Here is a 26,780-nt window from a genome sequence, read left to right on the forward strand (position 1 = left end):
TTCTCCCAAGAGGCATACGCTGCCGTCCAGTTAAGTGCATTTTGCACATATGGAGGCGGTATGAACGACGAAGGCAATCCGTTGGATGTCCTGATCTGCGGCGCTGGCGCCGCGGGTCTGACCCTGGCCTTGGAGCTGGCGCGGCGCGGGGTCGGCTTTTGCCTGATCGACAAGATCGACGAGCCGTTCGGCGGGTCCCGCGGCAAGGGCATCCAGCCACGGACGCTGGAGATCTTCGAGGACCTGGGGATCGCCAATCGGCTCGCCGCGGTGGGCGGTCCCTACCCGCCTGAGCGGAAGTACGGCGAGAACGGCAGAGAGTACGTCGCTGCTGCCGAACAAGCCCCGCCAGCGCGGCCCTCCGAGCCGTACACGCTGCCGTTGATGGTGCCGCAGTTCCTGACCGAGCGCGTCCTGCGCGAGCGGCTGGCCGAATTCGGGCATGCCCCTCGCTACGGGTGCGAACTGGTGGATGTGCTGCAGGACGCCGACGGCGTCACCGCCCAAGTGGTCGACGCTGCTGGCACGCATCGCATTCGCGCGCGCTTCCTGGTCGCGACCGACGGCGGGCGCAGCTTCGTGCGGCACGCGCTGGCGGTCGATTTTCCCGGCAAGACGCTGGGGGTTCGCGCCATCGTGGCCGACGTCGCCTTGGGCGGTCTGGATCGGGCTTGCTGGCACCGCTTCAACGAAGCGTCCATGCAGCGCCACGTCTCGCTGTGTCCGCTTGCCGGCACCGATCTGTTCCAGGTGCAGGCGCCGATTCCGCTGGAGGGCGAAGTCGACCTGTCCGCTGCCGGCATCGATGCCATGATCGCGGAGCGTACCGGGCGCACCGATATCCGCATCGACCAGGTCTTCTGGGCATCCGCCTATGCGATGAACGCGCGCCTGGCCGATCGCTATCGCGTCGGCCGCATCTTCCTGGCCGGCGATGCTGCCCACATCCATCCGCCGACTGGCGGACAAGGCCTCAACACCAGCGTGCAAGACGCCTACAACCTGGGCTGGAAGCTGGCCGCGATGATCGCCGGCGCCGCCGACGCGTTGCTGGACAGTTACGAGCAGGAGCGGCGCCCTATCGCCGCAGGCATGCTCGGCCTGTCGGTCGAGCTGCTGGGCGCGGCCAAGCAAGGCGACATGCGCCGGGGCCGCGAGACCCAACAGCTGGACCTGTACTACGACGCTTCGGTCCTGGTGCAACCGGCCATGTCTTCTTCCAGGATCGCCTCCGGAACGCGTGCGCCCGATGCGCCGCTGCTCGGTGCGGCAGGCCAGATGACGCGCCTGTTCGAGCTGTTCAAGGGGCCGCACTGGACGCTGCTGGGCTACGGAATCGAACACGCGGCACTGCCGGCCCGTCGCGGTGTGCATGCGTATACCGTTGGCGAGCGCGGCGACGTGCGCGACATTGGCGGACATTTCGCCGAGACCTACGGGCTGTCGCCGGGCGATGTGGTACTGGTGCGGCCCGACGGCTATGTCGGCATGACCGCGCAGGTCGGCGAACGGCATGCGCTTGCCGACTACCTGGCGGCGCTTGGCCTCTAGTCTGCGGGCAGCTTGCCTTTGATGTCGTCGGCGAACTTGCACATGAGCCGGACCAGTTCCTCGACATCCCGATCCTCCCAGTCGGCGAAGACGGAGACGCCGATCCGCTTGCGTGCCTCGTCGACACGGTCCGTCATCGCCTTGCCCTTGTCGGTGACGACGGCCTCGCGAATGCGGCGATCGCTGGCGCTTTCCCGGCGATCGACCAAGCCGTGGCCTTCCAGCTTCGCGACCTGCCGGCTGACGGTGGTGTAGTCGCGCCCCACGCGATCGGCCAGCTCGACCACCCCGATCGGCCCGAGCCGCTCCACCAGCACCAGCAGCGGGAACAGGGCGCGTTCCAGGGAGATTCCCGCTTCCCGAATCATCGCCTCGTCGCGCTGCGGCCTGTTCATGACGCCGACGATCTCGAGCAACGCCCCGTGCAGATCGCGGAATCGATCGTTGCGCTGTGCCTGTTTCGCCTTCTTCATCGACCCTGAATCAGCTTTCTTCGATGCGTGCATGCTACACCCATGCACCTGGGAACGAGGTCTCAGGCGGCATGCACGGCCAGCGTTCGCGCCAGCACCGCCAGCACCGCCAGATGCCCAATGTAGTAGATGTAGAACGCCCAGCGCGTCCGTGGAATGGGGAAATCGCGGTTCGCCAGCAGCACCACCATCGGCAATGCCAGCAAGGCCCAGCCGTTGCCGTTCCACCAGCACAGCGGTCCGAACGCCACGACGAGTACGGCGATGCGCGCATAACGGTGTTCAATCACGTCGCGCAAGCCGTGCCGGGGCGCGCCCTGGCGTGGCGCGTGCGGCATCGCGCGCAAACGGAACACCCACCAGGCGGCCAGTACCAGGATCAGTCCGGCCCAGTTGTAGTCCACCAACGGCGGCGCCGCCAGGACGCACATGCCGAGCAAGGTCCATTGCTGTCGCTGGATACTCCAGATCACCGCCGCCGCCAGGGCGAAGCTCAGCAGCACGTTGAACGGCATCCAGTAGCCGAACGCCAGTCCATACGCCGGCTGGGCCAGGATTCCCCACAGCAGCAGCCTGCGCACGGACTTGAGCAGGTCGGCGCCAGGCTGGGCCAGGTTGTAGGCCATGACCAGGGCGAACAGCGGGAACGCGACGCGACCGAGTTCGGACACGATCGGGATATAGCCGTGGACCAGCACCTTCGCCGCGTGATCGCCGGTCATCAGCAGCAAGGCGATCCATTTCAACAGTTCGCGGGCACTGCTGGTCATCGTGTCGTTCAGAACGCCGCTCCTGGCGGCCAAGTGTCCGCCCTGCCCCTGCCTTGCCGCCATTGCCTGTGACGGCGGCGCGGCGCGCATCGCGGCGGTTCGGCGAGCAGCCGGCGCGCATCGCTGTCGAAGCCATGGACGGTAGACTGTTCCGCGCAAGTCGGCAATACGGGCGACTGCGTTTCCCGGCGCGGCGCGCCATCGCGGATCGCGCCATGGATGCGGCCGCGGTCAGTGCGGCTGTGGCTGCGCCATCGGCAATGGTGCGGAAGCCGGGCGCGCCATGTGCAGGCAGCGGTCGGCCACGGCGGACAGGCTGGTCCGGTGCGATACCACGACCAGCGCGGTGCGCGGCAGGCGTTGCCGCAGCGTCGCCAGCACGTGCTGCTCCGAGACCGCGTCGAGAGCGCTGGTGGCCTCGTCGAGCAAGGCGATCCGCGGTTGCCTGAGGATCACCTGCGCCAGCAGCAAGCGCTGCAGTTCGCCGCCGGAGAGTTTGGCGGCGGCGCTGTTCAAGGTGGTGTCCAGGCCCTGCGCGCCAGTCTGCAGGCGCGCGGCCAGGCCGACGTCGCGCAGCGCCTGCCACATCGCCGCTTCGCTGGCGCCCGGCTCGGCCCAGGCCAGGCAGTCGCGCACCGTGTGCTGCCACGGGCGCATGCTCTGGCCGACATAGGCGCCATGCCGCACCAAGGCGCGGTACGCCGCGAAATCCAGCGTTTGCCCATCACATTGCGCCGCGAACACGCGAGGTTCGACCATGCCGGCGAGCACGTCCATCAGGCTGCTCTTGCCGGCACCGGAGTGTCCGCAGATCAAGGTCATGCTGCCGGGCGCCAGGATCAGTTCGCCGATCACGACCGCGGCCAGCGGCGGCGCCAGGCCGATCCTGTGGATCCGCAACGGGCCATGCATGGGCGCGGCCGCGTGCGGCGTTGCCGGTGTCGCCCTCGCCGTCCCCAGGCCCACATAGTGCTGCCACAGCTCCAGCGCCGGTGCCGCCGAACGCAGTTGCTGGAAGCTCTGCCGGGTCGAGACCAGATACGGCAGCAGCCGTCCCAGCAACAGGCCTACGGTGATCAACGCGCCGCGGTCGATGCCGTGCCAGAAGCAGGCCAGCAGCATGATCGCCGCGATGGCGGCGACGGCGCTGAGTTCGAGCAGCAGCCGGCCCGAGGCGACCAGCGCCTGTTGCCGCCAGTAGCCATGGCTGAGCCGGCTGGAGATCGCGTCGTAGCCGCTTTTCTCCAGGTCTTCGCGTTCGAACGAACGCACGTGGCGCAGGCGCCGCGGGAAATCCTCGCTGAGCCAGAACAGCCGGGTCATGTCGGCGACGTACTGTCGGCTCACCCGCGCCTGTTCGTGGCCGGAAATGCGGAACGCGAGCACGGCCAGGCCCAGCAGCGGCGGCAGCGCCAGCACCAGGGTCGGCGACACCAGGAAGGCGATGCCCAGGCTGACGCCGGCGGTGATGGCGGCCACCAGCAACTGCAGCAATGCGCTGAAGCCCTGGACGATGATCTCGATGTTGTAGGTGAGGACGTTGGCGATTTCCGCCGAACTGGCATCGGCAAGCGCCGGTAGTGGCGCGTCGAGCAGGCGCGCGTGCACCATGCGGCGCAGGCGCGCCGCATGGCCGCTGGCCAGGTCGGCGGCCTGCCGCGCGCCCGTCCAGCGCAGCAGGGCAAAGCCAACGCTGGCGACGACGAAGATCGCCGCCTGGGCGAGGACGCCGTCGGGCAACGCGAGCACGCGGCCGCCGAGCGTCAGTGCATGCCCGGGTTGCACCAGCGGCACCAAAGCGACCGTGGCGACGCCGCCGGCCAGCGCGCAGACCAACGACAGCACGACGTAGACACAGATGCGCATCCGCTCGCCACGATCCAGGGTGGCGATGAAGGTACGCAGCAGCGGCGCCGGGTCGGGCGCGCTGTGGCGGTGCGCGGTCATCGGTGCCGGCCCGGGGACGGCGCCCGTTCGCCGGTCAGCGTGGCAGGCTGCGGCGCGCCAGCATGCCGCGCCACTGCGAGCATGGTGCCGCGGCCGCCCTCGCCTGCGCGCGACGTCGCCGTTCTCATGGCCAGCATACGTTCGTCGTCGCCGCACTCATCGCAGCAACTGCAGCACGGCGTCGACCGAAGCATCAGGATGCGTGCCGCGTTGCAGTTCGTGCACGCCCAGTCGCTGCAGCTGGCGTGCGAACAGCGGCCATCCCGGTTGCGCGGCGGCGTAGGGCTGGTCGGCGGTCAGGCGCTCGAGTACCTCGGGCTCGGCGATGGGCCGCAACAGCTGCTGGGGATCCGCGGCAGCCGTACTGGAAACGAACACCGCACCGGCCAGCTGCAACGGCGCGGGCGCAAGACAGGCGCGACCGTTGCGGATATCGACTTCGTGCTTGACCGCGCCGCTGCGGCGCCGGATCGTCGGCGCGGCGGCGATCCAGGCGCGGGTCCGCGCGTCGACCAGCCGCAGCAGATCCGGCCGCAGGTGCAGGAAATTGCCGATGCCGGTGGCGAGCATGCGCTGCGGTTCGACGAACAACGCGTCCTCGGCGAGGAATTCCAGGCCGCGCAGCAGGCTGTGCAGGGCCAGCGTGGACTTGCCCGCGCCGCTGGCGCCGAGCAGCAGCACGCCGCGCCCGCCGGCGCCGACGCAGGCGCCGTGCAGCGGCACCAGGCGCATCGCGCGCGCCGCCAGCACGAACACCGCGAACTCGATCAGTTCGTAGCGCACATGGTAGGGATGGGCGAGCATGTCTTCCGACACCACCAGCAGCGCCCTGCCCTGGTCCGGCATCAGCACCATGTAGTTGTCGGCGTCGATGACCCCGCACAGCACGCCGGCGCCGGAATGGGTCTGCACCGGCGGCGGCTGCAGCGCGAAGACATAGGGGGCGTCGTGGCGCGCGACCAGGTTCAATTCGATGCAAAAGTCGGCTGGTTCCGGCAACTGGTGCGGCGGTACGCCGCCGAACGCGGCTTCGACCAACTGCAGCAAGGCCTCGCTGTTGCTTTCGAAGCGGAAGCGACCGCCCAGCAGTTGCTTGCTGAGCACGTGGTCGCGCCGCAGCCGGTCGTGAAACGGATCGGCGGCGACGCCAGCCTGCGTTGCGGCAGTGCTGGCCGCAGGCTCCCAGCGTTGCGTGCGCATGGTCGAGAGCTGCATCGGGGATGGGTCCGTGGGGTCGATGCGCGTGAGTGCGTGCAGCGGCAGGAAAGGTTGCGCGGGTCATGCGCGACGATGCGCCTGCGCGGCGTGCACAACCAAAGACGGCGCCGGCGGCACTTACGGCACGGCCACCTGTGCGCGGCCACTGCTGCATGCGCCGCGGCATCCGTTGCCGGCGCCGAACGAGACCCTTCCGCCGATGCCAAAGATCCAGGTCAGCCACTCCTATTTCCTGCGCTACGACCCCAAGCAATGGGAGCGCGGAAAGCCGTATCCGCCGCTGGCCACGCTGCAGGTGGCCACGCTGCTGCGCCGGCACGGGCACGAGGTGACGCTGTTCGACGCGATGCTGGCCGACGGCGTGGAGGACTACCAGGGCTCGCTGCGCGCGGCGCAGCCGGACCTGGTGGTGTTCTACGAGGACAACTTCAATTTCCTGACCAAGATGTGCCTGAGCCGGATGCGCGAGGCCGCCTGCCGGATGATCGCCGAGGCGCGTGCCGGCGGCAGCCGGGTGATCGTGGCCGGCTCCGACGCGTCGGACCATCCCGAAGCGTTCCTGGCCGCCGGCGCGCACGCGGTGCTGATCGGCGAAGGCATCGCGCCGCTGCTGGAACTGGTCGAGCGGCTGCAGCGAACGCCCGACATCGATGCCGCGGCCTGGGTGGCGGACGTGGCCGATGTCGCCACCGCTGCGCTGCCGCAGCTCAAGCGCGCGCAGATCGGCGCGCGGCCGCCGGATCCGCGCCTGTCCGGGCTGGCCGCCTGGGACCTGGTCGATATCGAGCGCTACCGGCGCCTGTGGCTGCAGCGGCACGGCTATTTCAGCCTGAACATGGCCGCCTCGCGCGGCTGCCCGTTCCGCTGCAACTGGTGCGCCAAGCCGATCTGGGGCAACCACTACAAGCGTCGCAGCGCGCCGGAAGTGGCCGCGGAAATGATCCATCTCAAGCGTGCCTTCGCCCCCGACCATATCTGGATGGCCGACGACATCTTCGGCTTCCACATCGAGTGGGTGGAAGAATTCGCCGCGGTGCTGGCCGCCGCCGATGGCTCGATCCCGTTCACCATCCAGACCCGCGCCGATCTCGGCAGCGAGCGCATGGCCGCCGCGCTGGCCCGCGCCGGCTGCGCGGAAGCGTGGATCGGCGCGGAAAGCGGCAGCCAGCGCATCCTCGACAAGATGACCAAGGGCACCGCGGTGGAGGACGTGATCGCCGCCCGCCAGCGCCTGGGCGCGCACGGCATCCGTGTCGGTTTCTTCCTGCAGCTCGGCTACCTGGACGAGCAACTGGACGACATCCTCGCCACCCGTGCGCTGGTGGCGACGGCGCGTCCGGACGACATCGGCGTCAGCGTGTCCTACCCGCTGCCCGGAACCAAGTTCTACCAGCAGGTGAAGAACCAGCTCGGCCGCAAGACCCATTGGCAGGACAGCGACGACCTGGCGATGATGTTCCATGGCGCCTACCACTCGGAGTTCTACCGGCGGGTGCGCGATCTGCTGCACCGGCAGGTGGACCTGCAGCGCAGCGAGGCCACGCGGCCGCCGCAGGACTACGCGCAGGACTGGCTGGCACTGGATGCGCAGTGGGACGCATTGATCGCCAGCGAAGGCCGGCACCGGACCGACGCCGCCCTGCCGGCCGCAGCCACTGCCTCCGACCGCCGCATCCCGCTGGTGCAACGCCAATGACCGCGCAGGCGACGCCGCAAGCGCATGCGCCCTCCTCCACCGATCCCTTTGCCGAGCGTGCGACGCAACCTGCGTTGAAGCATGTCGGCACCGGGTTGCGGCTGGCGACCGAAACCCTGGCGCGCGAGCTGGCGCGGCCGGGCAACGCGATGCCGCAGTGGGACCGGCTGCAATGGCAGCTGGCCGCGGCGGCGACCGCCGCGCACGGCATCGGGCCGTTGCTGAGCCGGCTGTCGGTATGGCCCAATCGCGACTGGAGCGCGTTCCTGGCCGAGCAGCGCGAGCACGTCGCCCACCGCTACCGGCGCATCGCCGCGCTGCTGGAGCGGATCGATGCGCTGGCGCAGGCCGCCGGCGTGGCGATCGTGCCGCTGAAGGGCGCGGCCTTGCACGCACAGGGCCTGTACCTGCCTGGCGACCGGCCGATGGCCGACATCGACCTGCTGGTGCGCGCCGAAGATGCGGCGCAGGTGGGTGCGCTGCTGGAAGAGCTCGGCTACGTGGCCGAGTTCGCGCAGTGGAAGCACCAGACCTTCCGCCCCGCGCAGGCGCACTCCGTCGCCAGCCTGGGCGAGCATCGCGACACGCCGATCAACATCGAGCTGCACCTGCGCATCCAGGAGCGGCTGCCGCTGGCCACGGTCGATATCAGCGAGCGCATATTCCCGCGCGACAGCCGCCCGGGGCTAAACCCCTACCCGTCCAACGGCGCGCTGATGAGCCATCTGCTGCTGCATGCGGCCGGCGGCATCTGCAGCCGCAGTCTGCGCTTGATGCATCTGCACGATATCTCGTTGCTGGCCACGCGGATGAGCGGCAAGGACTGGCGGGTGCTGTGCGACGCCGCCGATGGCGCGGCGTGGTGGGCGTTGCCGCCGTTGCAGCTGGTGCTGCGCTATTACCGCACGGCGATTCCGAAGACGGTGCTGGCGCAGCTGCGCGCGCAGTGTCCGCCGCTGCTGCGGCTGGTCGCGCGGCGGCTGGATCTGACCCGCGCCTCGTGCTCGCAGCTGTGGCTGCCGGCGCTGCCCGGGATCGAGTGGGCGCGCTCGCTCGGCGAGGTCGTACGCTATCTGCGGCAGCGGCTGCAGCCTTCGCAGGAAAGCCGACAGGAACGCGCGGACATGATCCGCACCCAGCTGTGGCTGCAGGGCCAATCCTGGGTCGCCCTGCCGCAGCGTCGGCGCGTGCTGCTGCGCCTGCTGCGGCCGGTGCCGCGCATGGATACGCTGTATGCGGTGCGCAGCGCGCTGCAGGGATATGCGGCGGCGCGTTGAGTGATGTAGCTCCCTGTAGGAGCGGCTTCAGCCGCGACAGGCATCACCGGAAACGCTGTCGCGGCTGAAGCCGCTCCTACAGGGAAGACGTTATGTTCACGCGCGCGCCGGGCACAGCCGGCGGTAGATCGCGCCGAAGCTGCGCACGGTGTGCTCGGCATCCTCGCGCACCGCGCGGCACTGCGCGGACCAGGCCAGGCGCAGGCGCAGTTCGTCGTCGGCCAGGACCTGGCGCAAGGCTTCGGCCAGGCCGGCCCAGTCGCCGGTCGGCACTGCCAGCGCCGCCGACGGTGCCCATTCCAGCAGGTGCCCTACCCCGGTGCCGACGGTGGGCACGCCGGCCACCGCCGCTTCCAGCAGCACCATCGGCCCGGCCTCGTGCAGCGACGACAGCACCAGCAGATCGGCGGCCTCCACCAGCGGGCGCAGTTCGCGCTGGGTCTTGAAACCGAGAAAGCGCACCTGCTGCGACAGCCCCAGTTGCGCGACCAGGCGCTGCATCTCGCCGTCGAGCGTGTCCACGCCGACGATATCGATCCGGAACGCGACCCCGGCACGTGCCAGTGCCGCCAGTGCGCGCAGCAGCGTCGGCTGGTCCTTGACCCGGTTGAGGCTGGCGACGTGCAACAGTTGCGCCGTGCCGCCACCGCGCCGGCGCGGCGCGCGCTGCGGCCAGGCGCGCAGGTCCACGCCCAGCGGCACGCGTTCGGCGGCGATGCCCAGCGCCTGCACTGCCTCGACGATCGGCACGCTGGCCGCGGTGACCGCGTCCGCCAGCCGCAGCACCAGCGCCTCGCGCAGCCGCCCTTGCCATTTGCGCCGTCCGCCATAGCCAATGGCATGCAGCGCAACCAGTTCGCCGCCGGCGATGTGCACCAGGCTCGGCCGCCGCAGCAAGCGCGCGGCGGCCACCGCGATCAGGCTGCAATGGCCGGAGAAGATCGATTGCACCAGGTCGAACGGCGCCAGGCGATGCTCGGCGCGGATCGCGGCGACCGCGCGCAGGCGGGTGCGGCCGTCGCCGATGTTGTGGATGCGCGCGCCGAGCAATTCCCAGCACGCCGGCGTGGGCTCCTGGTGCAGCACGAACACATGCACCTCGTGGCTGCGCGCCAGGCGCTCGATCAGGGTCAGCAGCACCGGGATCACCCGGTACTCGCCGCTGCGATCGACTCCGCCGGGCACCACCAGCGCCAGCTTCATGCGTCGCTCCGCGCGGCTTGCTCCAGCAACTGCGCATAGGCGCGCGACCAGCGCCGGCCCACCGCCGCGAACGACAGCTGCGCATCGAAATGGGCCCGGACCTGCGCCGGCGACGGCCGTTCGCTGGCGGCATGCACCAGCGCCTCGGCGAGCAGCCCGGCATCGCCGCACGGCCACAGTTCGCCGACGCGGCCGCAGTCGGTGAGCGCACGGAACGACGGGATGTCGGTCAGCACCGGCAGCGTGCCGCAGGCGAACGCTTCCAGCGCCGCGTAGCCGCAGCTTTCGGCCAGGCTGCCCGACACGAACAGATCCGCCGCGCGCATCAGCGTCTGCACCTGGGCGTGGTCGACCTTGCCCAGCAGATGCACGCGCCCGCGCAGACGCGAGTCCCGCTGCACGCGTTGCTCGACCGCTTCCAGCAACGGCGCGCTGCCGAACGCGCAGAACAGCTGCAGTCCGGGCAGCCGCGCGGCGGCGCGGGCCACGCCGTCGAGCACGGTCAACGGATCCTTGCCGGCGCTCAGGCGCCCTACCCACAGCACGCAGGGCGCGCCATGCAGGCCGCTGTCGCGCCGCGCCTGCGCGCGATCGCCGGGGGTGAAGCGGCAGCTGGATTCGGGGATCGCGAACAGGCGGGTGGACGGCGCGAACAGACCGGCATGCACGAACGTCCGCGCCAGATCCAGCGAGGTGAAGGCGATTCCCGCTGCGGCCGCGTACCACTGCCGCCACTGCGAACGGCGCCACCAGCGCGGCGGGCGATTGGCGTGGTCCTGCAGCAGGATCGGCACCTGCGGCAACTGCCGCGCCATCGCGCAGGCCTCGCGCGCGAACTCCAGGCCGTGCACGTGGACCACGTCGGCGCCGATCGCGTGCACGATGCCGGCGATGCGCCGCGCCCGGCTGCTGGTGCCAGCATTGCCCGGATCGGTGAAGTGATATTCCACGCCGTTGCGCAGCAACTGCTCCGATACGTCGGCGGCCTGGATCACCGACACCCGGGTACCGGCGCTGGCCACCGCTTCGGAGATGTCGGCCAGCGACGGCCAGTGCGCGAACACCTGCGCCGGCGCCAGTCCCGGCGGCGTGCGGACGAAATTGATCTGGGCGACGTGCATGGGGTTTCCGCTGGGGGGCGACTCGCTAGATGCCGGAGACCTGCGGCCGGCGCAGGCGCACCAGCCAATTGGCCAGGTTCAGTTCCCACGGCCGGTCGTAGCGCCGGTAGCGGTAGCGCCACGCCGCCATCGCGCTCAAGCCGCGCTTGGCCCAGCGCGGCGAGCGCAGGTCCTGCGCGGTGGGATAGCGGCAGCCCAGCACGGTGACGAAGTCGCGGATGCGCTGGCGCAGCGCGTCGTCGAGCCAGGGCGCGTCGGCATGGCAGGCGTAGTCCACCCATTGCGGCTGGGTCCATTCCTCGGGCGTGCGCGGGAACACCACCGGCGCGCCGTGCAGGTCGCGCAGCGGCATCGACGCGCGCTTGCCGCGATCCTTCTCGTGGCGGCTCGCCTCCGGCAGCGGCGTGTACACGTAGACGATGATTTCCGATTGCGGATTGATCCGCTTGAGCTCGCGGATGAACTCGAAGGTCTGCTCGGTCTCGTGCACGGTGTCCTGCGGCGGCGCGACCATGAACGACAGTTCCGGGATCACCCCGTTGCGCCGGCACAGCTCGGCCACCTCCAGGGTCTGGTCGGGGCGCGTGCCCTTGCGGATTTCCTTGAGCATCGCCCCGCTCGGCGATTCGGCGCCGATGTAGGCCATGCGCAGCCGGCTCTTGCGCACCAGCTTCCAGGTGCTCTCGGACAGGTTGAGCAGCGCGTCGGCGCGCGCATAGCACCACCACGGCATCTCCAGCTTGGCCATGACCTCCAGCAGCGGGATCATCTCCGCCTCGCGGTCGAAGAAGTTGTGGTCGAAGAACTGAATCGAATCGGCGCCCAGTTCCTCTTTCAGATAGCGCAGCTCGCGTTCCAGCCGCGCCGCGGTAGGCAGCGCGGTGGCGCCGCCGAACATCGCCGCCACGCCGCAGAAGGTGCAGCGGAAACGGCAGCCCAGCGCGGCCTGGTGCGAAGCGGTGCGGCGGCCGAGGAAACTGCGGCCGAGATAGTGGCGCGGATCGCCGAGCTTGTCGTACGGCAGCGCCGGCGCCGCCTCGCCGCGGCTGAAACCGCGATTGCGGTTGTGCACGATCGCACCGTCCTGTTTCCACGACAGGCCGTCGATCTGCGCCAGGCCGGGGCCTTCGCCGCGCAACGCGGCGACCAGTTCCGGCAGGGTGTCCTCGCCCTGCGCGCGGATCGCGTAGTCCACGTACGGCGCGCTCAGCGCGGTGTCGGTGTACAGGGTCGGGAAATAGCCGCCCCAGACGATCGGCATGGCCGGGAAGCGCTCGCGGATCGCGGTGGACAGCGCGATCGACGGCGCGATCTGCGGCCCGCCCATGACGCTGATGCCGACCGCGTCGTAGCGTTGTTGCTGCAACGCCTGCAGCGCGCTGTCGATGAAGCCGCGATCGACGTTGCCGTCGATGATGCGGCTGTCGCCGCGGCGGTCCAGTGCCGCGGCCAGGTTCAGCAGCGCCAGCGGGAAGCGGGCGTTGCCGCGCGAGGTGATGGTCGGATTGACCAGCAGCGTGTTCGGTGTGGAAGGCATGGCAGGAGACCGCAGGGCGAGGCTCACGGCAGGCGCCGCAGCCGGAACACCAGCGCCACCGGGACCTGCAGCGCGGCAGGATCGAAGTGCGCGCCGGCGGGAATGTCGGCAGGGTCGAGCATCGGTTCGCGCGCCGCCTCGATCGCCAGCCCGAGCGCGGCGCAGGCCGCATGCCAGTGGCTGTAGAGGTGCTGGGTATGGCGCACCGCATAGCGCTGGCCAGCGGCCCTGAAATCGCGCTTCCAGCCCAGCGCGTGGCCGATCGGGTGCACGTCGCTGCACAGCACGCTGCCGCCCGGGCGGGTGGCGCGGCGCAGTTCGGCCAGCGCCGGCAGCAGTTGCGGCAGATGCCCGACGACCAGGGCGCAGATGCTCAGGTCGGCGTCGGCATCGGCCACCGGCAGCGCGTCCAGGCTGCCTTCGCACAGGGTGTAGCGATTGCCGGCGCCGGCCGCATCCAGTTCGCGTGCGGCGCGGCCAAGCATCTGCGGCGACAGGTCCACGCCGGTGGCGTGCGCTGCATGACGCTCCAGCGCATGCAACAGATAGCGTCCGCTGCCGCAGCCGGCATCGAGCACGCGCTGGCCGTGCAGCGCGGGCGGCAACAGCGCCAGCATGGCGCGCTGCTCGGCCTGCATCACCGGGTTGTGGGCGTGCGCCGGGTAGCTCGCCGCCCACAACGCATAGGCCTGGACCGGATCCAGGATCGGCACCGCGCTCATGCGCGGCGCGCCTGCAGCGCGGACGGCGCGATCGTGCGAAGCGCAGCGCCGCCTTGAAGCTCCAGCCCGGGTTCGAGCGCGAGCAATGCGGGGTCGGCCAGTTCCGCGGCCAGCAGCTTCGGCACGCCGTCCAGCGTGACCGGCACCGCCGCCACGCCGGTGGCCTCGAACCAGTCGGCGAAATCGGGATCGGCGATGCGCGGGCGGCCATCGCGCACCACCGCGCGCAGCTCGCTGCGTGCCAGCCCGACCAGGCTATGCGCCGGATCGCCGCCACGGTCGCCGACGATCAGCAGGTCCGCAGTGCTGCCGACCGCGAGACTGCCGCGTCCGGGCAGGCGCAGGATGCGCGCCGCGGCGGTGGTCGCCAGTGCGAGCGCCTGTCCGGCATCCAGGCCGTTGGCGGTGGCCACCTGCAGTTCCTCGAGCAGGTCGCGCGCACCGCTCAGGCGCGAATCGCTGCCCAGCGCCAGGCGCCCGCCCGCGTACAGACGGCGTGGATCCAGTGTGCGCCCCAACAGCGCCAGGTTGCTCGACGGGCACCACACCACGGCGGCGCCGCAGGCGAGCACGCGCTCGATGTCGGCCGCGCCGAGGCCGACCCCGTGGATCAGCACGCTGTTGGCGGCCAGGCAGCCGCGCCGGTCCAGCTCGGCCAGTTCGCCAGCGGCGACCGCATCGGTGCCCTCGGCCAGGTGAATCATCCACGGGCGGTCGGCGGCGGTCGCGGCGAAGCTCTGCGCCAGCGGCGGGCCGTAGTCGGGGCCGTGCAAGGCGTAGCTCCAGCCGAACTCGCGCAGCAGCGCGACCGGGAAGTCCGCCGCGTCCAGTTCGGCATGCCACGGATCGTGGTGGGCGACGCAGGTGACGCCGGCGAGCAGGTTCTTCAGCGCGCCGTGGCGCAGGCGCAGCGCTTTCGGCAGTTGCAACGCGGCGGCGACGGCGGGATCGCGGAAATGCGCGGCGAACGCCTCGATCCACGCGTAGCTGTTGGCGAACGGCGCGGTCTGCGGCAATGGCGGCACCGCGTTGACCTGCAGGTGCTCGTGCGCATTGAGCAGCCCCGGAAACACCAGGTGCCCATGCAACGCGACCCGGTACGCCGCAGTGGCCGGCGCAGCGGCGATGCGTGCGCCGCGCAACCCCAGGGACGCGCGTACCGCGCCGGCCGGCGTGGCCAGGCGCGCGCCGTGCAGGCAGATCTCGGTGGCAGCGGAAGGCGTGCGCATCGGTCAGCGCTTGCGCATCACGATCAGGAAGTGATCGCCCATGTCGCGCAGCAGCGGCCAGCCGCCGATGCGATCGTCGAGCCGGCCCAGGCGCTCGCCCCAGCGCGGGTGGCGCCGGTAGTGGTCGACCAGGTACGGCGGCGGCAGGCACAGGCTGAGCGCGCGGTAGGAGTCCAGTTCGAAATGCGCGGAGAAGGCGCGGTAGAACTCGCGCGGCAGGTAGTACCAGGTCCAGATGGTGTGCCCGTTCATGCCCACCGCGGTGACCCCGCGCGCGCCACGCACCGCGGCGCGGCGGAAGCGCCCGCGCAGCGCGTAGTGCCCCACTTCCCACGGGCACAGGCGGCCGATCACCGAAAACACCAGGCGCCCGTCGCGGCGCAGCAGGCGCGCGCATTCGGCGGCGACCGCGGGCAGATCCGGCGCGCAGTTCAGCGGGCCGAAGTTGGAATACATGCCGTCGAACTCGCCGTCGAGGCGGTCCAGTTGCTGGATGCCGACGTGCGCCGCGCTGAGCCGCCCCTGCAGCGCCGGGTCCTGCGCCCGCTGCCGGGTGCGCGCCACCATCTGCGGCGACCAGTCGGTGGCCAGCACGCGATAGCCGCGTTGCGCGAACTCGTGGGCGTCCAGGCCGGTGCCGCAGCCCAGGTCGATCAGCCGTGCGCCGACCGGCAACTGCGCGGCCACCGTGTCCCACAAGGTGGTGCGCATGCGCTGGATCAGCTCGTTGTTGCCGCGCGGGCCGTCGTAGTCGGCGGCGACGCTATCGAAGGCGCGCTGGGTCTCCAGCAGCAGCGCCGGATCGATCGTCGCCGCGCGCGCAGCGGCGCCGGGCTTGCCATTCGCAGTCACATCCACTCTCCACTCGCCTGCCGTCGTCGTCGGGAATTGCCGTGCCGGCCGCAAGCGCGGATCGCACGGTATGCCAGTGAGTGCGGGTGGCGGGCGGTTTGGTTGAATCGCCGTGAGCGGCGTCGGTGGTCTTCGCGCTTATGCGCCGCTGCCGGCCGGCGCAGGCTGCGGCATGCGTGCGGCCTGCCGGCGCCGCAGCGCGTTGCGGACGATCGCGGCGAACACGCCAAGCCCGACGCCCAGCATCAGCCCCACCGCCAGCACCAGCACCGGATTGGGAAATGCGGGGCGTTCGGGCACGTAGGCCGCCCATGGCGCGGAGGTGTCGTAGGTATAGCGTGCGCCGAGCCGGGCCAGCAGGTCGTCGCGCTCGGACTTCAGGCTGCGGATGGTCGCGTTCTTCTCCGACAGCAGCATGTTGCCGAGCAATTGCTGCTCGACGCTGCCCTTGCCCTCGGCCTGCTGTTGCAGCAGGCGCGCGCGCTCGGCCTGGGTCGTAGCGAGTTCGCTGCCGATGTCCTGCAGGCGTTCGCGCGTCTGCTGCATCGGCACGGCCTGGATGCGCCGGTGCAGTGCCTGCAGCTGCGCCGTGGTCGCCGTGGCCAGGGCGCGCGCCTGCTGCGCCGAATCGGCACGCAGGCTCAATTCGATCAGGTTGGCGTAGGGATCCGGGTCCAGCTTCAGGCTGCTGCGGTACAGCGCAGCCTCGCGCCCGTTCAACGGCAGGCCCAGGCTCTGCAGCACCTGGTCCTGGAACAGCCGGGTCTTGATCCGCTCGATCACGCGCTGGAACGGCTCCAGCTTGGGATCGCGCCCGGCCGGGGTCGGGCCGAATTCGCCGACCTGCACCCACGCGGTGGCCTGCCACTGGCGCGTGGCGCCATGCAGGAAGGCGAACGCCAGCGCCAGCGCGGCGAGCAGCGGCAGCACGCACCATCTCCACTCGCGCCGCAGGATCCGCCACAGGTCGATCAGGTAGATTTCGTCTTCTTTCATGGCAAGGCACTTCCCGGAGAAAAAGGTGGCGACGGCGCCTGCCCCGCCCCGCCCGGCGCCGTCAGCGCCGCGCGGCGGTTCGGCAGCAGCGCGCTGCAGGCGTGCAGGACCAGGCACAGCACGATGAAGCCGGCGTTGGTCCAGGTGAAGGCCTGCGGCGCGAACGGCGACATCAGGCAGGCGTAGGCGATGCGCAGGAACACCAGCAGGTTGAACAGCGACACCGTGCTGCCGAGCAGGCGCACGCTCCACAGCAGCGCCGCGTACAGCGCCAGCATCGCCGCCAGCGCGGCGCCGGCGCCGCCGGCCAGCAGGAACGGGAAGAATTCGGTGCCGACGTTGATGTTCGGCGCATCCAGCGGAATGCCGGTGCCGGCGGTGGCGATCGAGCCGCTCAGCGGCACCAGCTGGTTGACCAGGAAGCTGGCGTTGACGTAGTCCTTGGCCAGCATCGCGCCGAAGTTGTACGGGCCGGCGCCGATGTACAGCAGCAGCCACTTGATGCCTTGCGGCGCGGCGCGGTACAGCGCGCCGAACGGCAGCGTCACCGAATCCAGCGACCCCGAACGCAGCGTGCCCAGCAGCGAGAACGCCGCGCCGCCGGCGACCAGCAACGCCACGATGGCCTTCCACGGCACCGGCCGCGCCGGATCGCGCCGCAGCAGCAGGAGCAGCGCGAAGCTGAACAACGCGGCGAAGATGCGGTTGCGGTCGATCACCAGCACCGGGAACACGAAGCCGGCGACGATCATCGCGTTGCGCAGCGCCTTGTCGCGCACGCACAGCAGCGCGATCGGCGGCAGGATCCAGCACATGTTGGACAGGTGCCGCACGTGCGAATGCAGCGGCGTCAGGTCGGCATACGCGGAGGGATTGGTGAACAGCGGGATCGGGAACAGCGCCAGGTCCAGCACGCACAACACGCCGACCAGCGCGGCCAGGCACAGCGCGACGAAGGCCTCGCGCGTGCCGGCATAGCGGCGCGCGCGAAACGCGGCCAGCGACGGCAGGCGGATGCCGTGCAGCGCATCCAGCAACAGCGTCGCGGCGGCCGCGGCGGCCAGCAAGGCGATGCCGGCGGCATAGCCGGGCGGCAGATCGAAGCTGAGCAGGGTCAGCGCGCAACTGAACAGCAGCGGCAGGCCGAAATAGCTCGACGGCAGGCGCAACAGGCGTTTCATGCGCGCTCCGCCAGCGGCGCCGCTGCGGCCGGCCGCAGGCGTGCCAGCAGCGACAGCCAGGCATGCGCCAGCAGGTGGCCGCCCAGCGCCGCCGGCTGCCGCCGCAGGAACGCGATCTTGGCCGCGATGTAGTGCGCCTGCGCATGCAGCAGCGTGCGGCATGGGGGATCGAACAGCGCAGCGCGGCGCAGCGCCACCTGCCGCGACTCGGTCAGATTGGCCAGACGGCTGGGCAGGTGCCGGGTCCTGCTGGCGTTGGCGCCGTGCAGCCGGTAGGCGCAGACGCCGACGTCGATGAAGCCCAGCGCGTCGCGCGCGACCAGGCGCAGGAAGAAGTCCCAGTCCTCGATGTGCAGCTCTTCGTCCCAGGCCACGCGCGCCTGCAGCGCGCTGCGCCGCACCAGGGCCACGGCCCCGCTCACCGCCCAGTGCCGGATCACCGCGCGGCGGATGCCGGCGTCGCTCAGGTACAGGCGTTTGTCCACGCCGTGCAGGTCGCGCATGCTGCTCTGGTGGAGCAGGCGCCCGTCCGCGTCGACCACGACCGCATCGCCGATCACCGCGGTCTTCTCCGGCGAGGCGCGCAGATAGGCGACCTGCGCGGCCAGACCGCCCGGCAGCAGATAGTCGTCGCTGGCACCCAGGCGCAGGAACTCGCCGCTGGCCATCGCCACCAGGTGGTTCAGCGTGGCGGCGATGCCGCGGTTCTCGCGCGGCCAGAACCGCACCGGCAGGCGCTGTCCGTGCAGCGCGATCCACTCGGCGATGCGCGCGGCGGTAGCGTCGCTGGAGCCGTCGTCGACGATCACCAGTTCCTTGTTCGGATACGGATCCTCCAGCACGCTGTCCAGGCAGCGCTGCACGAAGCGTTCGTGGTTGTACGCCGGCACCAGCACGGACACCAGCGGCACGTCGTGATGCGGTCCAAGCTCGGCCATCAGCGCAACCCTCCCAGATAGCGCCGCACCACCACGACGTTGAACGCCAGGTACAGCGCATAGTTGACTGCGAATGCGTAGGCCGCCCCGATCAGGCCCATGCGCGCGGTGAACAGATAGACCAGTCCCAGATAGCTGGCGGCGAACACGCATTCGGAGATCACGAACAGCCGCGTCATCGCCTTGGCCAGCATCAGGTACGACAGCACGAACGAGGCGATCTTGATCACGTCGCCGACCAGCTGCGGCGCGTACAGCGGCGCGGCGGCGGCGAAGTCGGCGGCGAACAGCAGCCGGGTGAGCCAGTCGCGGCACAGGTAGATCGCCGCGGCCAGGGCGATCACCGCCGGCAGCACGTAGCGGTAGGCGGTACGCAATTCCAGCAGCAGCCCGGCGCGATCGCGCAACGCCGCCAGCTTGGGCAGGTAATAGACGTTGATCGCGGTGGTGAAGAACAGCAGGTAGGCCTCGGAGACCTTGCTCACCGCCTGCCAGTAACCGACCTGCTGCCAGCCGAAGGTCTCGGCCAGATGGTCGCGCACGCCGATGTTGACCAGCAGCGGCAGCAGCGCCGAGGTCAGCGTCATCACCGAGAACGCGGCCAGGCGCCGGGTCATTTCCGCATCGAAGCGGATGCGCAGCATGTCGCGGCGGAAGTACGGGCTGCGCCGCAACGTCGGCAGGCCGGCGCACAGCCACAGCACCTGCCCGGCGACCAGCGCCAGCAGCGCGCCGTACAGCTGCAGCCAGCGCGATAGCCACAGCACCACCAGCACGCTGAGCACCGAGCCGGCGACCTGGATGAAGGCCAGCCGGCGCACGTCCATGAAGCCGTTGACCACGGCCAGGATGTAGTTGACCAGGGCGATGCCGAGCTGGGCCACGGCCAGCACGCAGATCAGGCTCTGGTACTGCGGATCGCCGAGCAGGCGTTGCGCGATCTGGCGGCTGAACAGCAGCGCGAGCACGCCCATCACGCACGCGGTGCAGCACGCATAGCCCAGCGCCGCACCGAGCAGCCGCGCCAGTGTCTGCGCATCGTCGCGGTACTCGGCCACGTACTTGACGATGCCCGCACCGATGCCGCCGCCGGCCAGCACCGCCAGCAGCGACATCAGGCTGGTGAACTGGCCGAGCCGGGCCACGCCGGCCGGCCCCGCGTAGACGGCGACCAGCTTGAGCACCAGCAACGCGGCCAGCAGCTTGGCCGCGGTGGCCGCGCCGCTGTACAGGCCGCTGCGCAGCACGTTCATGCCGCCATCGCCTCGAATTCCAGGCAGGCTGCGATCACCTGTTCCACCGCATCCGCGTCCAGGGTCGGCCCGATCGGCAGGCTCAGCACCTCGCGATGCAACTGCTCGCATAGCGGCAGGCTGAGTCCGCTCAGTGCGGCATAGGCCGGCTGCCGGTGCGGCGGCTGAGGATAGTGCACCAGGCAGTGGATGCCGCTGGCCAGCAGATGGCGCTGCAGCGCGTCGCGCCGGGCGCAACGCACCACGAACAGATGCCAGGCGTGGGCCGCATCGTCGGCCACCTGCGGCAACTGCAGCTGCGGATGCACGATGCCTGCGCGGTAGCGCCGCGCCACATCGCGGCGCAGGGCGATGTCGGCATCCAGGTAGTTCAGCTTGACCCGCAGCAACGCCGCCTGCATTTCGTCCAGGCGCGAGTTCACGCCTTGCACCAGGTGCCGGTACTTGATGTCCGACCCGTAGTTGCGCAGCATCCGGATCTGCGCGGCCAGCGCGGCATCGTCGGTCGTCACCGCGCCGCCGTCACCGAGCGCGCCCAGGTTCTTGCCGGGGAAGAAACTGAAACCGGCGGCGTCGCCGAAACTGCCGGCGTGGCGCCCGTGCCGGCGCGCGCCGTGGGCCTGCGCCGCGTCCTCGATCAGCAGCAGGCCATGCTGTCGCGCCAGCGTTCGCAGCGCCGCCATGTCCGCCAGCTGGCCGTACAGGTGCACCGCCATTATCGCCCGCGTGCGCGGGCCGATCGCGCGTTCCACGCTGGCTGGGTCCAGGTTGAAGCTGACCGGATCCGGCTCCACCGGCACCGGCAGCAGCCGGTTCTCGCTGATCGCCAGGAAGCTGGCGATGAAGGTGTTGCCCGGCACGATCACCTCGTCGCCGTCGCGCAGCCGGCCCAGTTCGCGGTAGCCGCGCAGGATCAGGGTCAGCGCGTCCATGCCGTTGCCCACGCCGATCGCATGTTCGGTGCCGCAATAGCCGGCGAATTCGCGCTCGAACGCGTCCAGTTCCGCGCCCAGCACGTACCAGCCCGAGTCGATGACCCGTGCTGCCGCGGCCTTCAGTTCGTCGGCGTAGCGGGCGTTGAGCGCGCGCAGGTCCAGGAACGGCACGCTCATCGCAGGTCCCAGGCGTAGAAATCGTGAACCACGCCGCGCGCGCCGAAGCGCTCCTTCTGCGTGACCAGGCCGTCGTTGAGCACCTGGCCCTGCTGCTCGGTGGAAATGCCGAGGCTGAAGTAGTCGCGCTGCGCGTAGCGGTCTTCGATCAGCTCGGCCAGCAGCAGACTCAGCGCGTCCACGCGCCGGCCCTGCTCGGAGCAGGCCAGGTACTGGGCGTGCACCACGCGGCCGAAGTCGTACAGCAGCGTGCCGGCCAGCAGCGTCTCGCCATCACGCACTTCGTACAGCACCAGGTGTTCCGGGAAGCGCCCGCACAACAGGCGCAGTTCCTGCAGGCTGTGGGTGGGCGTGGCGCCGTGGCGCTGCAGCACCTCGCTCAGCAGCGCATGGAACGGCGCCGGATCGCCGCCGCGCTGCACGCGCAGGCCGGCCTTGCGCGCCTTGCCGACCGAGCGCCGCCGTTCGGCGGCGAAGCGCGGCGGCTCGCGCAAGGCGATCGCCGAAGACAGGTCGCGGCGCTGCAGGCGCGCACCGAGCCGATGCAAGGCGTAAAGATCCTCTTCCGCAGGCGTGGCATGGAACAGGTGCGGCACCGCCTTGTACAGCAGCTCGCGTACGCCGCGGGCGCGGTAATGCGCGGCGATCTGCTTGAACACGTCCAGCGTCGCCGCCGCGCGCAGGGCATGCGCGGACAGCAGCCCGGCATAGCTCAGCCCGGCATGGCTGACCACGCGCGTGCCGTCGATGTTGGCCGGGAACGCGGCCACCAGCGTACCGCCGCGTTCGACCAGCAGCGAGGCGTCGACGAAGCGCTCGGCGTGGTAGTCCATGTAGCCGCGCCGGTGCAGCAGGTTGCCGTTGCGGGATTCGGCGATCAACGCGTCCCAGGCCGGCGCATCCTCGGCGCGATAGGGCCTAACCGAATACATCGCCGCTCTCCTCGCCCGCACCCTGCGCAAACGGCGCCATCGCCACGCCGAAGCCGTCGCGGCCCATGTCGTTGCCGTTGTAGAACATCAGCACGCGGTCGCGGTGCCGGATCAGCGCCGGATAGCACAGCGTGCGCGCGTCCCAGCCGCCGGGCGAGAGCGCCAGGCCGAAGGCGTCGTCGCAACGCTGCCAGTGGCGGCCGTCGTCGCTGCGCGCCACACCGGGGAAATACGCGCCGCCGATGTTGCCGCGGGTGAAGTACATCAGGTAGCCGCCCTGGTGGCGGTACACGCGCGGGCGGCCGATGCGGTATTCGCTGCCCTGCGGCTGCAGGCACGGCGTGTCCTGGCGCGGGATCGCCTGCAGGTCCTCGGTCTCGGCGTAGCGGATGTGGTAGCGCGGGAACGGCGTGCCGTCGATCCATTCCCAATCGTCGCCGACCGCGTACCACAGTCGCCAGCGGCCGTCCTCGTAGCGTGCCGAATGCACCGCGGCGATGGTGCTGCGCCCGGGCGCACGGTCCAGCAGCGGCGTGTCCTGGCGCCGCTGGAACGTCTCGCCGCCGTCGCTGGACACCGCCAGCCCGGTGAAGGCCAGGAACTTGGCCTTGGCCACGCGCTGGAAACCGACATAGAACATGTACAGCCCGTCCGGCGCGGCGACCACGTCGCCGAGGATCATGCCGTTGTCGTCGAAGCAGCCGTCGCGGCCGATATCCAGCACCGGCGTGGCGCTGACCCGCACCACCCGGGTCGGGTCGTCGCCGCGCACGTCGACGTAGCCGATGCGGCTGATCCCGGCGTCGTCGCGGAAGCCGGCGTAGACGCGGATCAGCTCGGCGTCCAGGCGATGCGGGGTCGGCGTCAACGCCGAATGCCGCATCCAGCCGCCGACGCCGTCGCGTGCGGTGGCGAACGCCAGGCCGCGTTTGCTCCAGTCGAACATGGCGTCAGAGCGTCACGTCGAAGCTGGACTTGCCGGCCACCGCGCGCGCCGGCGCGCCGACGTAGACCCGGCCCGGCTCGGTGTCGCGGGTGACCAGCGCGCCGGCGCCGATCACGTTGTCCGCGGCAACCTTGACCCCGTCGCTGAAGGTGGCATTGACCCCGACGAAACTGCTCTGGCCGATCTCGCAGTAGCCGGAAATCACCGCATGCGAGGCGACGAACACATGGTCGTGGATCACCGTGCGGTGGCCGACGTGGTTGCCGCTCCACAGGATGCAGTTGTCGCCGATGCGGGTGAACGGCTGCACCACATTGCCTTCGAACACGAAGCAGTTCTCGCCCAGCTGCGCATTGCGCCAGACGAAGGCGTGCGAACTGACGTAGCTGGCCAGGCGATAGCCGCGGCGCTTGGTGTCGAGGAAGAACCGCGTACGCAGGCGGTTGAGGCCGCTGGCGGGAATCGCCACGAACGCCTCCACCTCGCCCGGCGGGTACAGCCGCTCCAGCTCCTCGTACGCCACCACCGGCCGTTCGGCCAGGATCGGCGCGGCGATGTAGGCGCGCTCGGCGCTGAAGGCCAGCACCTCGTAGTCGCTGTCGTGGCTGAAGTACTCGCAGGCGATCTGCGCCAGTTCGCCCGCACCGATGATGACCAGCGGTTTCGCCATGGCCCTACGCCTCCTGCCTGCGTTCGCCCGCGGCTTCGCGCAGGAACTCGTCGTAGTCGAGGATGTAGTCGGCCGGATCGTAGGCCTGGTCGGCCAGCACCATCAGCACGCAGTCGGCGCTGAAGTCGTACAGGTCGCGCCACACCATGCTGCCGAGCAGCAGGCCCTGGCAAGGGTCGTCGAGCACCACCTGCACCGGTCCGCTGCCGTCGTCGAGCAGGAACGATACCGAGCCATGCAGGGCCACCGCCAATTGATTCAGATGGCGGTGCGCGTGCTGGCCGCGGTGCACGCCGTGCTTGGTGGCGAACAGGTAGTACACGCGCCGGATGTCGAAGGGCACGTCGCGTTGCTGCTCCAGGGCCACGAGCAGACCGCGCTCGTCGCCGTGCGTACGCAACTGGATTCGTTCGATTGCCATAGTGTGTCCGACACGGACTCCGACGCGGAGTTACCAGGCTGAGTGCCGCCGGCCTGCGGAAAGGTTGCGCCATGCCATCGCAGCGCGATCCGAAGGCGGCCGCCACGCCGACGCAACCTTTTGCCGCGCCCCCGGCACCCATCTGCGACCACCACTGCGCCAGCCGTTGCGCTGCCCGCCGGTGGCGCAGCACGACGCCGCGAACGGCAGCGCGCATTCCATCGACACGACCTGGACAGGGCACGCCACCATGACTTCATCCACGCAGGCCGACGACGGCACCTCTCTCTCCGACGCGGCGGCGCATTCGCCACCCGCATCCGCCGCTGCAGGGTTGCCGCGGCCGATGGTGCTGCTGCACTGGCTCACCGTGCTGTGCCTGGTGCTGGCGGCGGGCCTGATCCTGCTGCGCGAAGAGGTCGAGGGCCGTGCCGTGCGCCAATGGTTGCTGGAGGGACATCGGCATTTCGGCCTGTTCGTGCTCGGCCTGTTCTTCCTGCGCGTGGCGCTGCGCCTGCGCCTGGGCAAACGCCACGACCCCGATGCCGCCTCGCCGCTGCTGCGTGCGCTTGCCGGGCTCACCCACGTGGTCATGTACGCGCTGCTGCTGACCCTGCCGGTGCTGGGCTGGGCGCTGAGCCAGTCCATGGGCAAGCCGGTGCATCTGTTCGCCGCCACGCTGCCGGAACTGGTCGCCCCCGATCCGGATCTGGCCGACACGCTCGGCGCCTGGCACGTGTATGCCGCCTGGGCGCTGCTCGGCCTGATCCTGCTGCATATCGGGGCCGCGCTATGGCACCACTTCGTGCGCCGCGACGACACCCTGCGGCGAATGCTGCGCTTGCGCCGCGGCTGAACCGTGCTTTACGCCCTTCCCTCGTCCGCCGCCGCGCCGACCCGCTCAAGGACCCATCGCATGCAGACCACCCCGTCCCCTTCTTCCTTCTTCCGTCCCGGCACGCTGCGTGGCGCCGAGCAGGTGCTGCTGTGGTCCACGCTCGGCTCGCTGTTGCTGCTGGCCAGCCCGCGCGCCGCGGCGGTGCCGGCGTTCGCGCGGCAGACCGGCTCCTCCTGCGCGGACTGCCACATCGGCGCCTACGGCCCGGCGCTGACCCCGTACGGCATGCGCTTCAAGCTCAACGGCTACACCGACAGCGACGGCAACGGGACCAAGATCCCGGCCTCGGCGCAACTCACCGGCACCCGCAGCGTGCCGGTGCGCGGCAAGACCAACAACCAGCTCAGCGAGGCCGACCTGTACCTGGCCGGCCGGGTCAGCGACAACGTCGGCGGCTACATCAAGGTCTCCAGCACCAACAACGGCAAGGACAAGTTCACCACCAAGCTGGACAACGTGGACCTGCGCTTCGTCGCCAAGACCTTCAAGCTCGGCGGCAAGGACGCGCTGCTCGGGGTGAGCGTCAACAACAACCCCGGCAGCCAGGATCCGATCGGCGTGCTGCCCAATGCTTCCGGCCTGGGTCCGGCCTCGGCCTACGCCGGCTCCACCACCCTGCTCAACCAGTCCTCGCTGTCCAACCGGGTGATCGGCACCAGCGTCTACGGCGTCTACGACCGCAACTGGTACGGCGAGATCGGCACCTACAACGCGCTGCCGGTCTCCACCCAGGACGACCTCGGCTACGCGGTCGGCGGCGACCCGGGCAAGCTCAGCGACACCGGCTACCTGCGCCTGAGCTACATGAAGGACATGAAGAAGCAGTTCTTCTCCGCCGGCGTGGTCGCGCTGACCACCCATCGCCAGCTGCCGCGCAGTACCGGCCCGCGCGACGACTTCACCGATCTGGGCTACGACCTGAACTACCAGTTCCTGGGCACCCGCGAGCACATCCTCAAGCTCGGCTACCTCAACATCTACGAGCGCCGCCGCTACGGCAGCGCGGCGATCGACCCGGCCGACCCCAGCGTGGCCGGGCTGCGCCGCGGCAGCATCCGCGACCAGTCGATCAATCTCAGCTACACCTACAAGCAGAGCTACGGCCTGCTGCTGGCGCACTTCATCAATACCGGTTCGGCCGACCCGTTCCGCTACAGCCCGTACGGCACGCCCGACACCACCAGCAACCTGATCAGCGCCTCCTGGGCGCCGTTCGGCAAGGACGATGCGTTCACCTCGATCGCCAACCTGCGCCTGTCCGCCACCTGGTTCCGTTTCAGCAAGTTCAACGGCACCACCGGCAACGTGTTCGGCGCCCTGCCGGTGACCCGCCCGCACGACCTGAACCAGTTCTCGCTGGCCTTGAGCCTCGCGTTCTGAGCACACCTTTCCCCCCAGTACGGATCGTCATGAAACCAGCCAACGCATTTCCCCTGTGGTGCACCCTGATGGCCAGCCTGCTGCCGCTCGGCGTCGCGCTCGCGCCCGCCGCGCATGCCGGCGGCGGCCTGCCCGGCGCCGGCGTGTTCGCCACCGAATGCGCCGAATGCCATAGCGCGGCGCCGGGCAAGAACAAGAAGGGCCCGACCCTGTTCGGCGTGGTCGGGCGCAGCGCCGGCAGCGTGCCCGACTACCGCTACTCGGACGCGATGAAGAAGACCCAGTGGACCTGGAGCGACGACAAGCTGCGCAGCTACCTGGCCCAGCCCGCGTCCAAGGGCATCCCCGGCGCCAACATGAAGTACGACGGGCTCGACGACAGCAAGCAGCTCAAGGACCTCATCGCCTATCTCAATACCCTGCATTGAAGTCGGCGCCCGGCCCCGGCATAGTCGAA

Annotated in this window: 25 protein-coding genes; 6 read left to right on the forward strand and 19 right to left on the reverse strand. The window is 70.2% G+C overall.

What is annotated here, in order from left to right; all coding sequences use genetic code 11:
- The first annotated feature begins 60 nt into the window (after positions 1 to 60).
- The gene (locus tag JR064_RS04870) at positions 61 to 1,551 is read left to right on the forward strand and encodes an FAD-dependent oxidoreductase (protein ID WP_206228990.1); all 1,491 of its coding nucleotides are present in this window, start codon (positions 61 to 63) and stop codon (positions 1,549 to 1,551) included.
- On the opposite strand, the gene JR064_RS04875 is transcribed toward JR064_RS04870, so the two are convergent.
- From JR064_RS04875 to JR064_RS04890, 4 genes are all read right to left on the reverse strand, one after another.
- A complete protein-coding gene (locus JR064_RS04875) occupies positions 1,548 to 2,024 on the reverse strand; it encodes a MarR family winged helix-turn-helix transcriptional regulator (protein ID WP_206228991.1) in 477 nt (158 codons plus the stop codon). The two genes, JR064_RS04870 and JR064_RS04875, sit on opposite strands and share 4 nt — an antisense overlap.
- Before the next feature lie 62 nt (positions 2,025 to 2,086).
- Entirely contained in the window at positions 2,087 to 2,794 is a 708-nt protein-coding gene (locus JR064_RS04880; RefSeq protein WP_206228992.1) for a TraX family protein, read from the reverse strand.
- A 231-nt stretch (positions 2,795 to 3,025) separates the two neighbouring features.
- Positions 3,026 to 4,741 carry an ATP-binding cassette domain-containing protein gene (locus JR064_RS04885; protein ID WP_206228993.1) on the reverse strand — a complete coding sequence of 572 codons (1,716 nt, stop codon included), beginning with the start codon at positions 4,739 to 4,741 and terminating at the stop codon, positions 3,026 to 3,028.
- A 156-nt stretch (positions 4,742 to 4,897) separates the two neighbouring features.
- The gene (locus JR064_RS04890) at positions 4,898 to 5,956 is read right to left on the reverse strand and encodes a phosphoenolpyruvate carboxykinase (ATP) (protein ID WP_206228994.1); all 1,059 of its coding nucleotides are present in this window, start codon (positions 5,954 to 5,956) and stop codon (positions 4,898 to 4,900) included.
- Positions 5,957 to 6,158: 202 nt separating this feature from the next.
- On the opposite strand from JR064_RS04890, the gene JR064_RS04895 reads away from it, so the two are divergent.
- Positions 6,159 to 7,655, forward strand: a complete 1,497-nt coding sequence (locus tag JR064_RS04895) for a B12-binding domain-containing radical SAM protein (RefSeq protein WP_206228995.1) — start codon at positions 6,159 to 6,161, stop codon at positions 7,653 to 7,655.
- A complete protein-coding gene (locus JR064_RS04900) occupies positions 7,652 to 8,932 on the forward strand; it encodes a nucleotidyltransferase family protein (RefSeq protein ID WP_206228996.1) in 1,281 nt (426 codons plus the stop codon). The genes JR064_RS04895 and JR064_RS04900 overlap by 4 nt, the downstream gene beginning before the upstream one ends.
- A 96-nt stretch (positions 8,933 to 9,028) precedes the next feature.
- Here the strand turns inward: JR064_RS04900 and JR064_RS04905 are convergent, their stop codons facing one another.
- From JR064_RS04905 to JR064_RS04975, 15 genes are all read right to left on the reverse strand, one after another.
- A complete protein-coding gene (locus JR064_RS04905) occupies positions 9,029 to 10,135 on the reverse strand; it encodes a glycosyltransferase family 4 protein (RefSeq protein ID WP_206228997.1) in 1,107 nt (368 codons plus the stop codon).
- Positions 10,132 to 11,256 (reverse strand): glycosyltransferase family 4 protein, encoded by a 1,125-nt coding sequence (locus tag JR064_RS04910; RefSeq protein ID WP_206228998.1) that lies wholly within the window; start codon positions 11,254 to 11,256, stop codon positions 10,132 to 10,134. The genes JR064_RS04905 and JR064_RS04910 overlap by 4 nt, the downstream gene beginning before the upstream one ends.
- Positions 11,257 to 11,281: 25 nt before the next feature.
- A complete protein-coding gene (locus JR064_RS04915; protein ID WP_206228999.1) occupies positions 11,282 to 12,793 on the reverse strand; it encodes a B12-binding domain-containing radical SAM protein in 1,512 nt (503 codons plus the stop codon).
- Positions 12,794 to 12,816: 23 nt separating this feature from the next.
- A complete protein-coding gene (locus JR064_RS04920; protein WP_206229000.1) occupies positions 12,817 to 13,515 on the reverse strand; it encodes a class I SAM-dependent methyltransferase in 699 nt (232 codons plus the stop codon).
- Positions 13,512 to 14,744, reverse strand: a complete 1,233-nt coding sequence (locus JR064_RS04925) for an amidohydrolase family protein (RefSeq protein ID WP_206229001.1) — start codon at positions 14,742 to 14,744, stop codon at positions 13,512 to 13,514. The genes JR064_RS04920 and JR064_RS04925 overlap by 4 nt, the downstream gene beginning before the upstream one ends.
- 3 nt (positions 14,745 to 14,747) lie before the next feature.
- On the reverse strand, positions 14,748 to 15,596 hold the full coding sequence (locus tag JR064_RS04930; RefSeq protein ID WP_206229002.1) for a methyltransferase domain-containing protein: 849 nt from the start codon (positions 15,594 to 15,596) through the stop codon (positions 14,748 to 14,750).
- Positions 15,597 to 15,734: 138 nt separating this feature from the next.
- Positions 15,735 to 16,592: a Wzz/FepE/Etk N-terminal domain-containing protein gene (locus JR064_RS04935; RefSeq protein WP_206229003.1), complete on the reverse strand. Its 858-nt coding sequence runs from the start codon at positions 16,590 to 16,592 to the stop codon at positions 15,735 to 15,737.
- Positions 16,589 to 17,773: a hypothetical protein gene (locus tag JR064_RS04940; protein ID WP_206229004.1), complete on the reverse strand. Its 1,185-nt coding sequence runs from the start codon at positions 17,771 to 17,773 to the stop codon at positions 16,589 to 16,591. The genes JR064_RS04935 and JR064_RS04940 overlap by 4 nt, the downstream gene beginning before the upstream one ends.
- Positions 17,770 to 18,711 (reverse strand): glycosyltransferase, encoded by a 942-nt coding sequence (locus tag JR064_RS04945; protein WP_206229005.1) that lies wholly within the window; start codon positions 18,709 to 18,711, stop codon positions 17,770 to 17,772. The genes JR064_RS04940 and JR064_RS04945 overlap by 4 nt, the downstream gene beginning before the upstream one ends.
- The gene (locus JR064_RS04950; protein ID WP_206229006.1) at positions 18,711 to 19,964 is read right to left on the reverse strand and encodes an O-antigen translocase; all 1,254 of its coding nucleotides are present in this window, start codon (positions 19,962 to 19,964) and stop codon (positions 18,711 to 18,713) included. The genes JR064_RS04945 and JR064_RS04950 overlap by 1 nt, the downstream gene beginning before the upstream one ends.
- Entirely contained in the window at positions 19,961 to 21,076 is a 1,116-nt protein-coding gene (locus JR064_RS04955) for a DegT/DnrJ/EryC1/StrS family aminotransferase (protein ID WP_206229007.1), read from the reverse strand. Before JR064_RS04955 ends, JR064_RS04950 begins: the two co-directional genes overlap by 4 nt.
- Positions 21,073 to 22,008, reverse strand: coding sequence for a GNAT family N-acetyltransferase (locus JR064_RS04960; protein WP_206229008.1), 936 nt, complete (start codon positions 22,006 to 22,008; stop codon positions 21,073 to 21,075). The genes JR064_RS04955 and JR064_RS04960 overlap by 4 nt, the downstream gene beginning before the upstream one ends.
- The gene (locus JR064_RS04965) at positions 21,995 to 22,954 is read right to left on the reverse strand and encodes a glycoside hydrolase family protein (protein ID WP_206229009.1); all 960 of its coding nucleotides are present in this window, start codon (positions 22,952 to 22,954) and stop codon (positions 21,995 to 21,997) included. Before JR064_RS04965 ends, JR064_RS04960 begins: the two co-directional genes overlap by 14 nt.
- Positions 22,955 to 22,958: 4 nt before the next feature.
- A complete protein-coding gene (locus JR064_RS04970; RefSeq protein WP_206229010.1) occupies positions 22,959 to 23,624 on the reverse strand; it encodes an acetyltransferase in 666 nt (221 codons plus the stop codon).
- Positions 23,625 to 23,628: 4 nt separating this feature from the next.
- Entirely contained in the window at positions 23,629 to 24,045 is a 417-nt protein-coding gene (locus JR064_RS04975) for a sugar 3,4-ketoisomerase (RefSeq protein ID WP_004425725.1), read from the reverse strand.
- A 346-nt stretch (positions 24,046 to 24,391) separates the two neighbouring features.
- On the opposite strand from JR064_RS04975, the gene JR064_RS04980 reads away from it, so the two are divergent.
- From JR064_RS04980 to JR064_RS04990, 3 genes are read left to right on the forward strand one after another with little or no spacing between them, the layout of a single operon-like run.
- Positions 24,392 to 24,901, forward strand: coding sequence for a cytochrome b (locus JR064_RS04980; RefSeq protein WP_191824280.1), 510 nt, complete (start codon positions 24,392 to 24,394; stop codon positions 24,899 to 24,901).
- Positions 24,902 to 24,961: 60 nt separating this feature from the next.
- On the forward strand, positions 24,962 to 26,323 hold the full coding sequence (locus JR064_RS04985; RefSeq protein WP_206229011.1) for a cytochrome C: 1,362 nt from the start codon (positions 24,962 to 24,964) through the stop codon (positions 26,321 to 26,323).
- A gap of 29 nt (positions 26,324 to 26,352) precedes the next feature.
- Positions 26,353 to 26,751: a c-type cytochrome gene (locus JR064_RS04990; protein ID WP_206229012.1), complete on the forward strand. Its 399-nt coding sequence runs from the start codon at positions 26,353 to 26,355 to the stop codon at positions 26,749 to 26,751.
- The last annotated feature ends 29 nt before the right edge of the window (positions 26,752 to 26,780 follow it).

Source organism: Xanthomonas bonasiae (assembly GCF_017163705.1).
GTDB classification, from domain to species: Bacteria; Pseudomonadota; Gammaproteobacteria; order Xanthomonadales; family Xanthomonadaceae; genus Xanthomonas_A; species Xanthomonas_A bonasiae.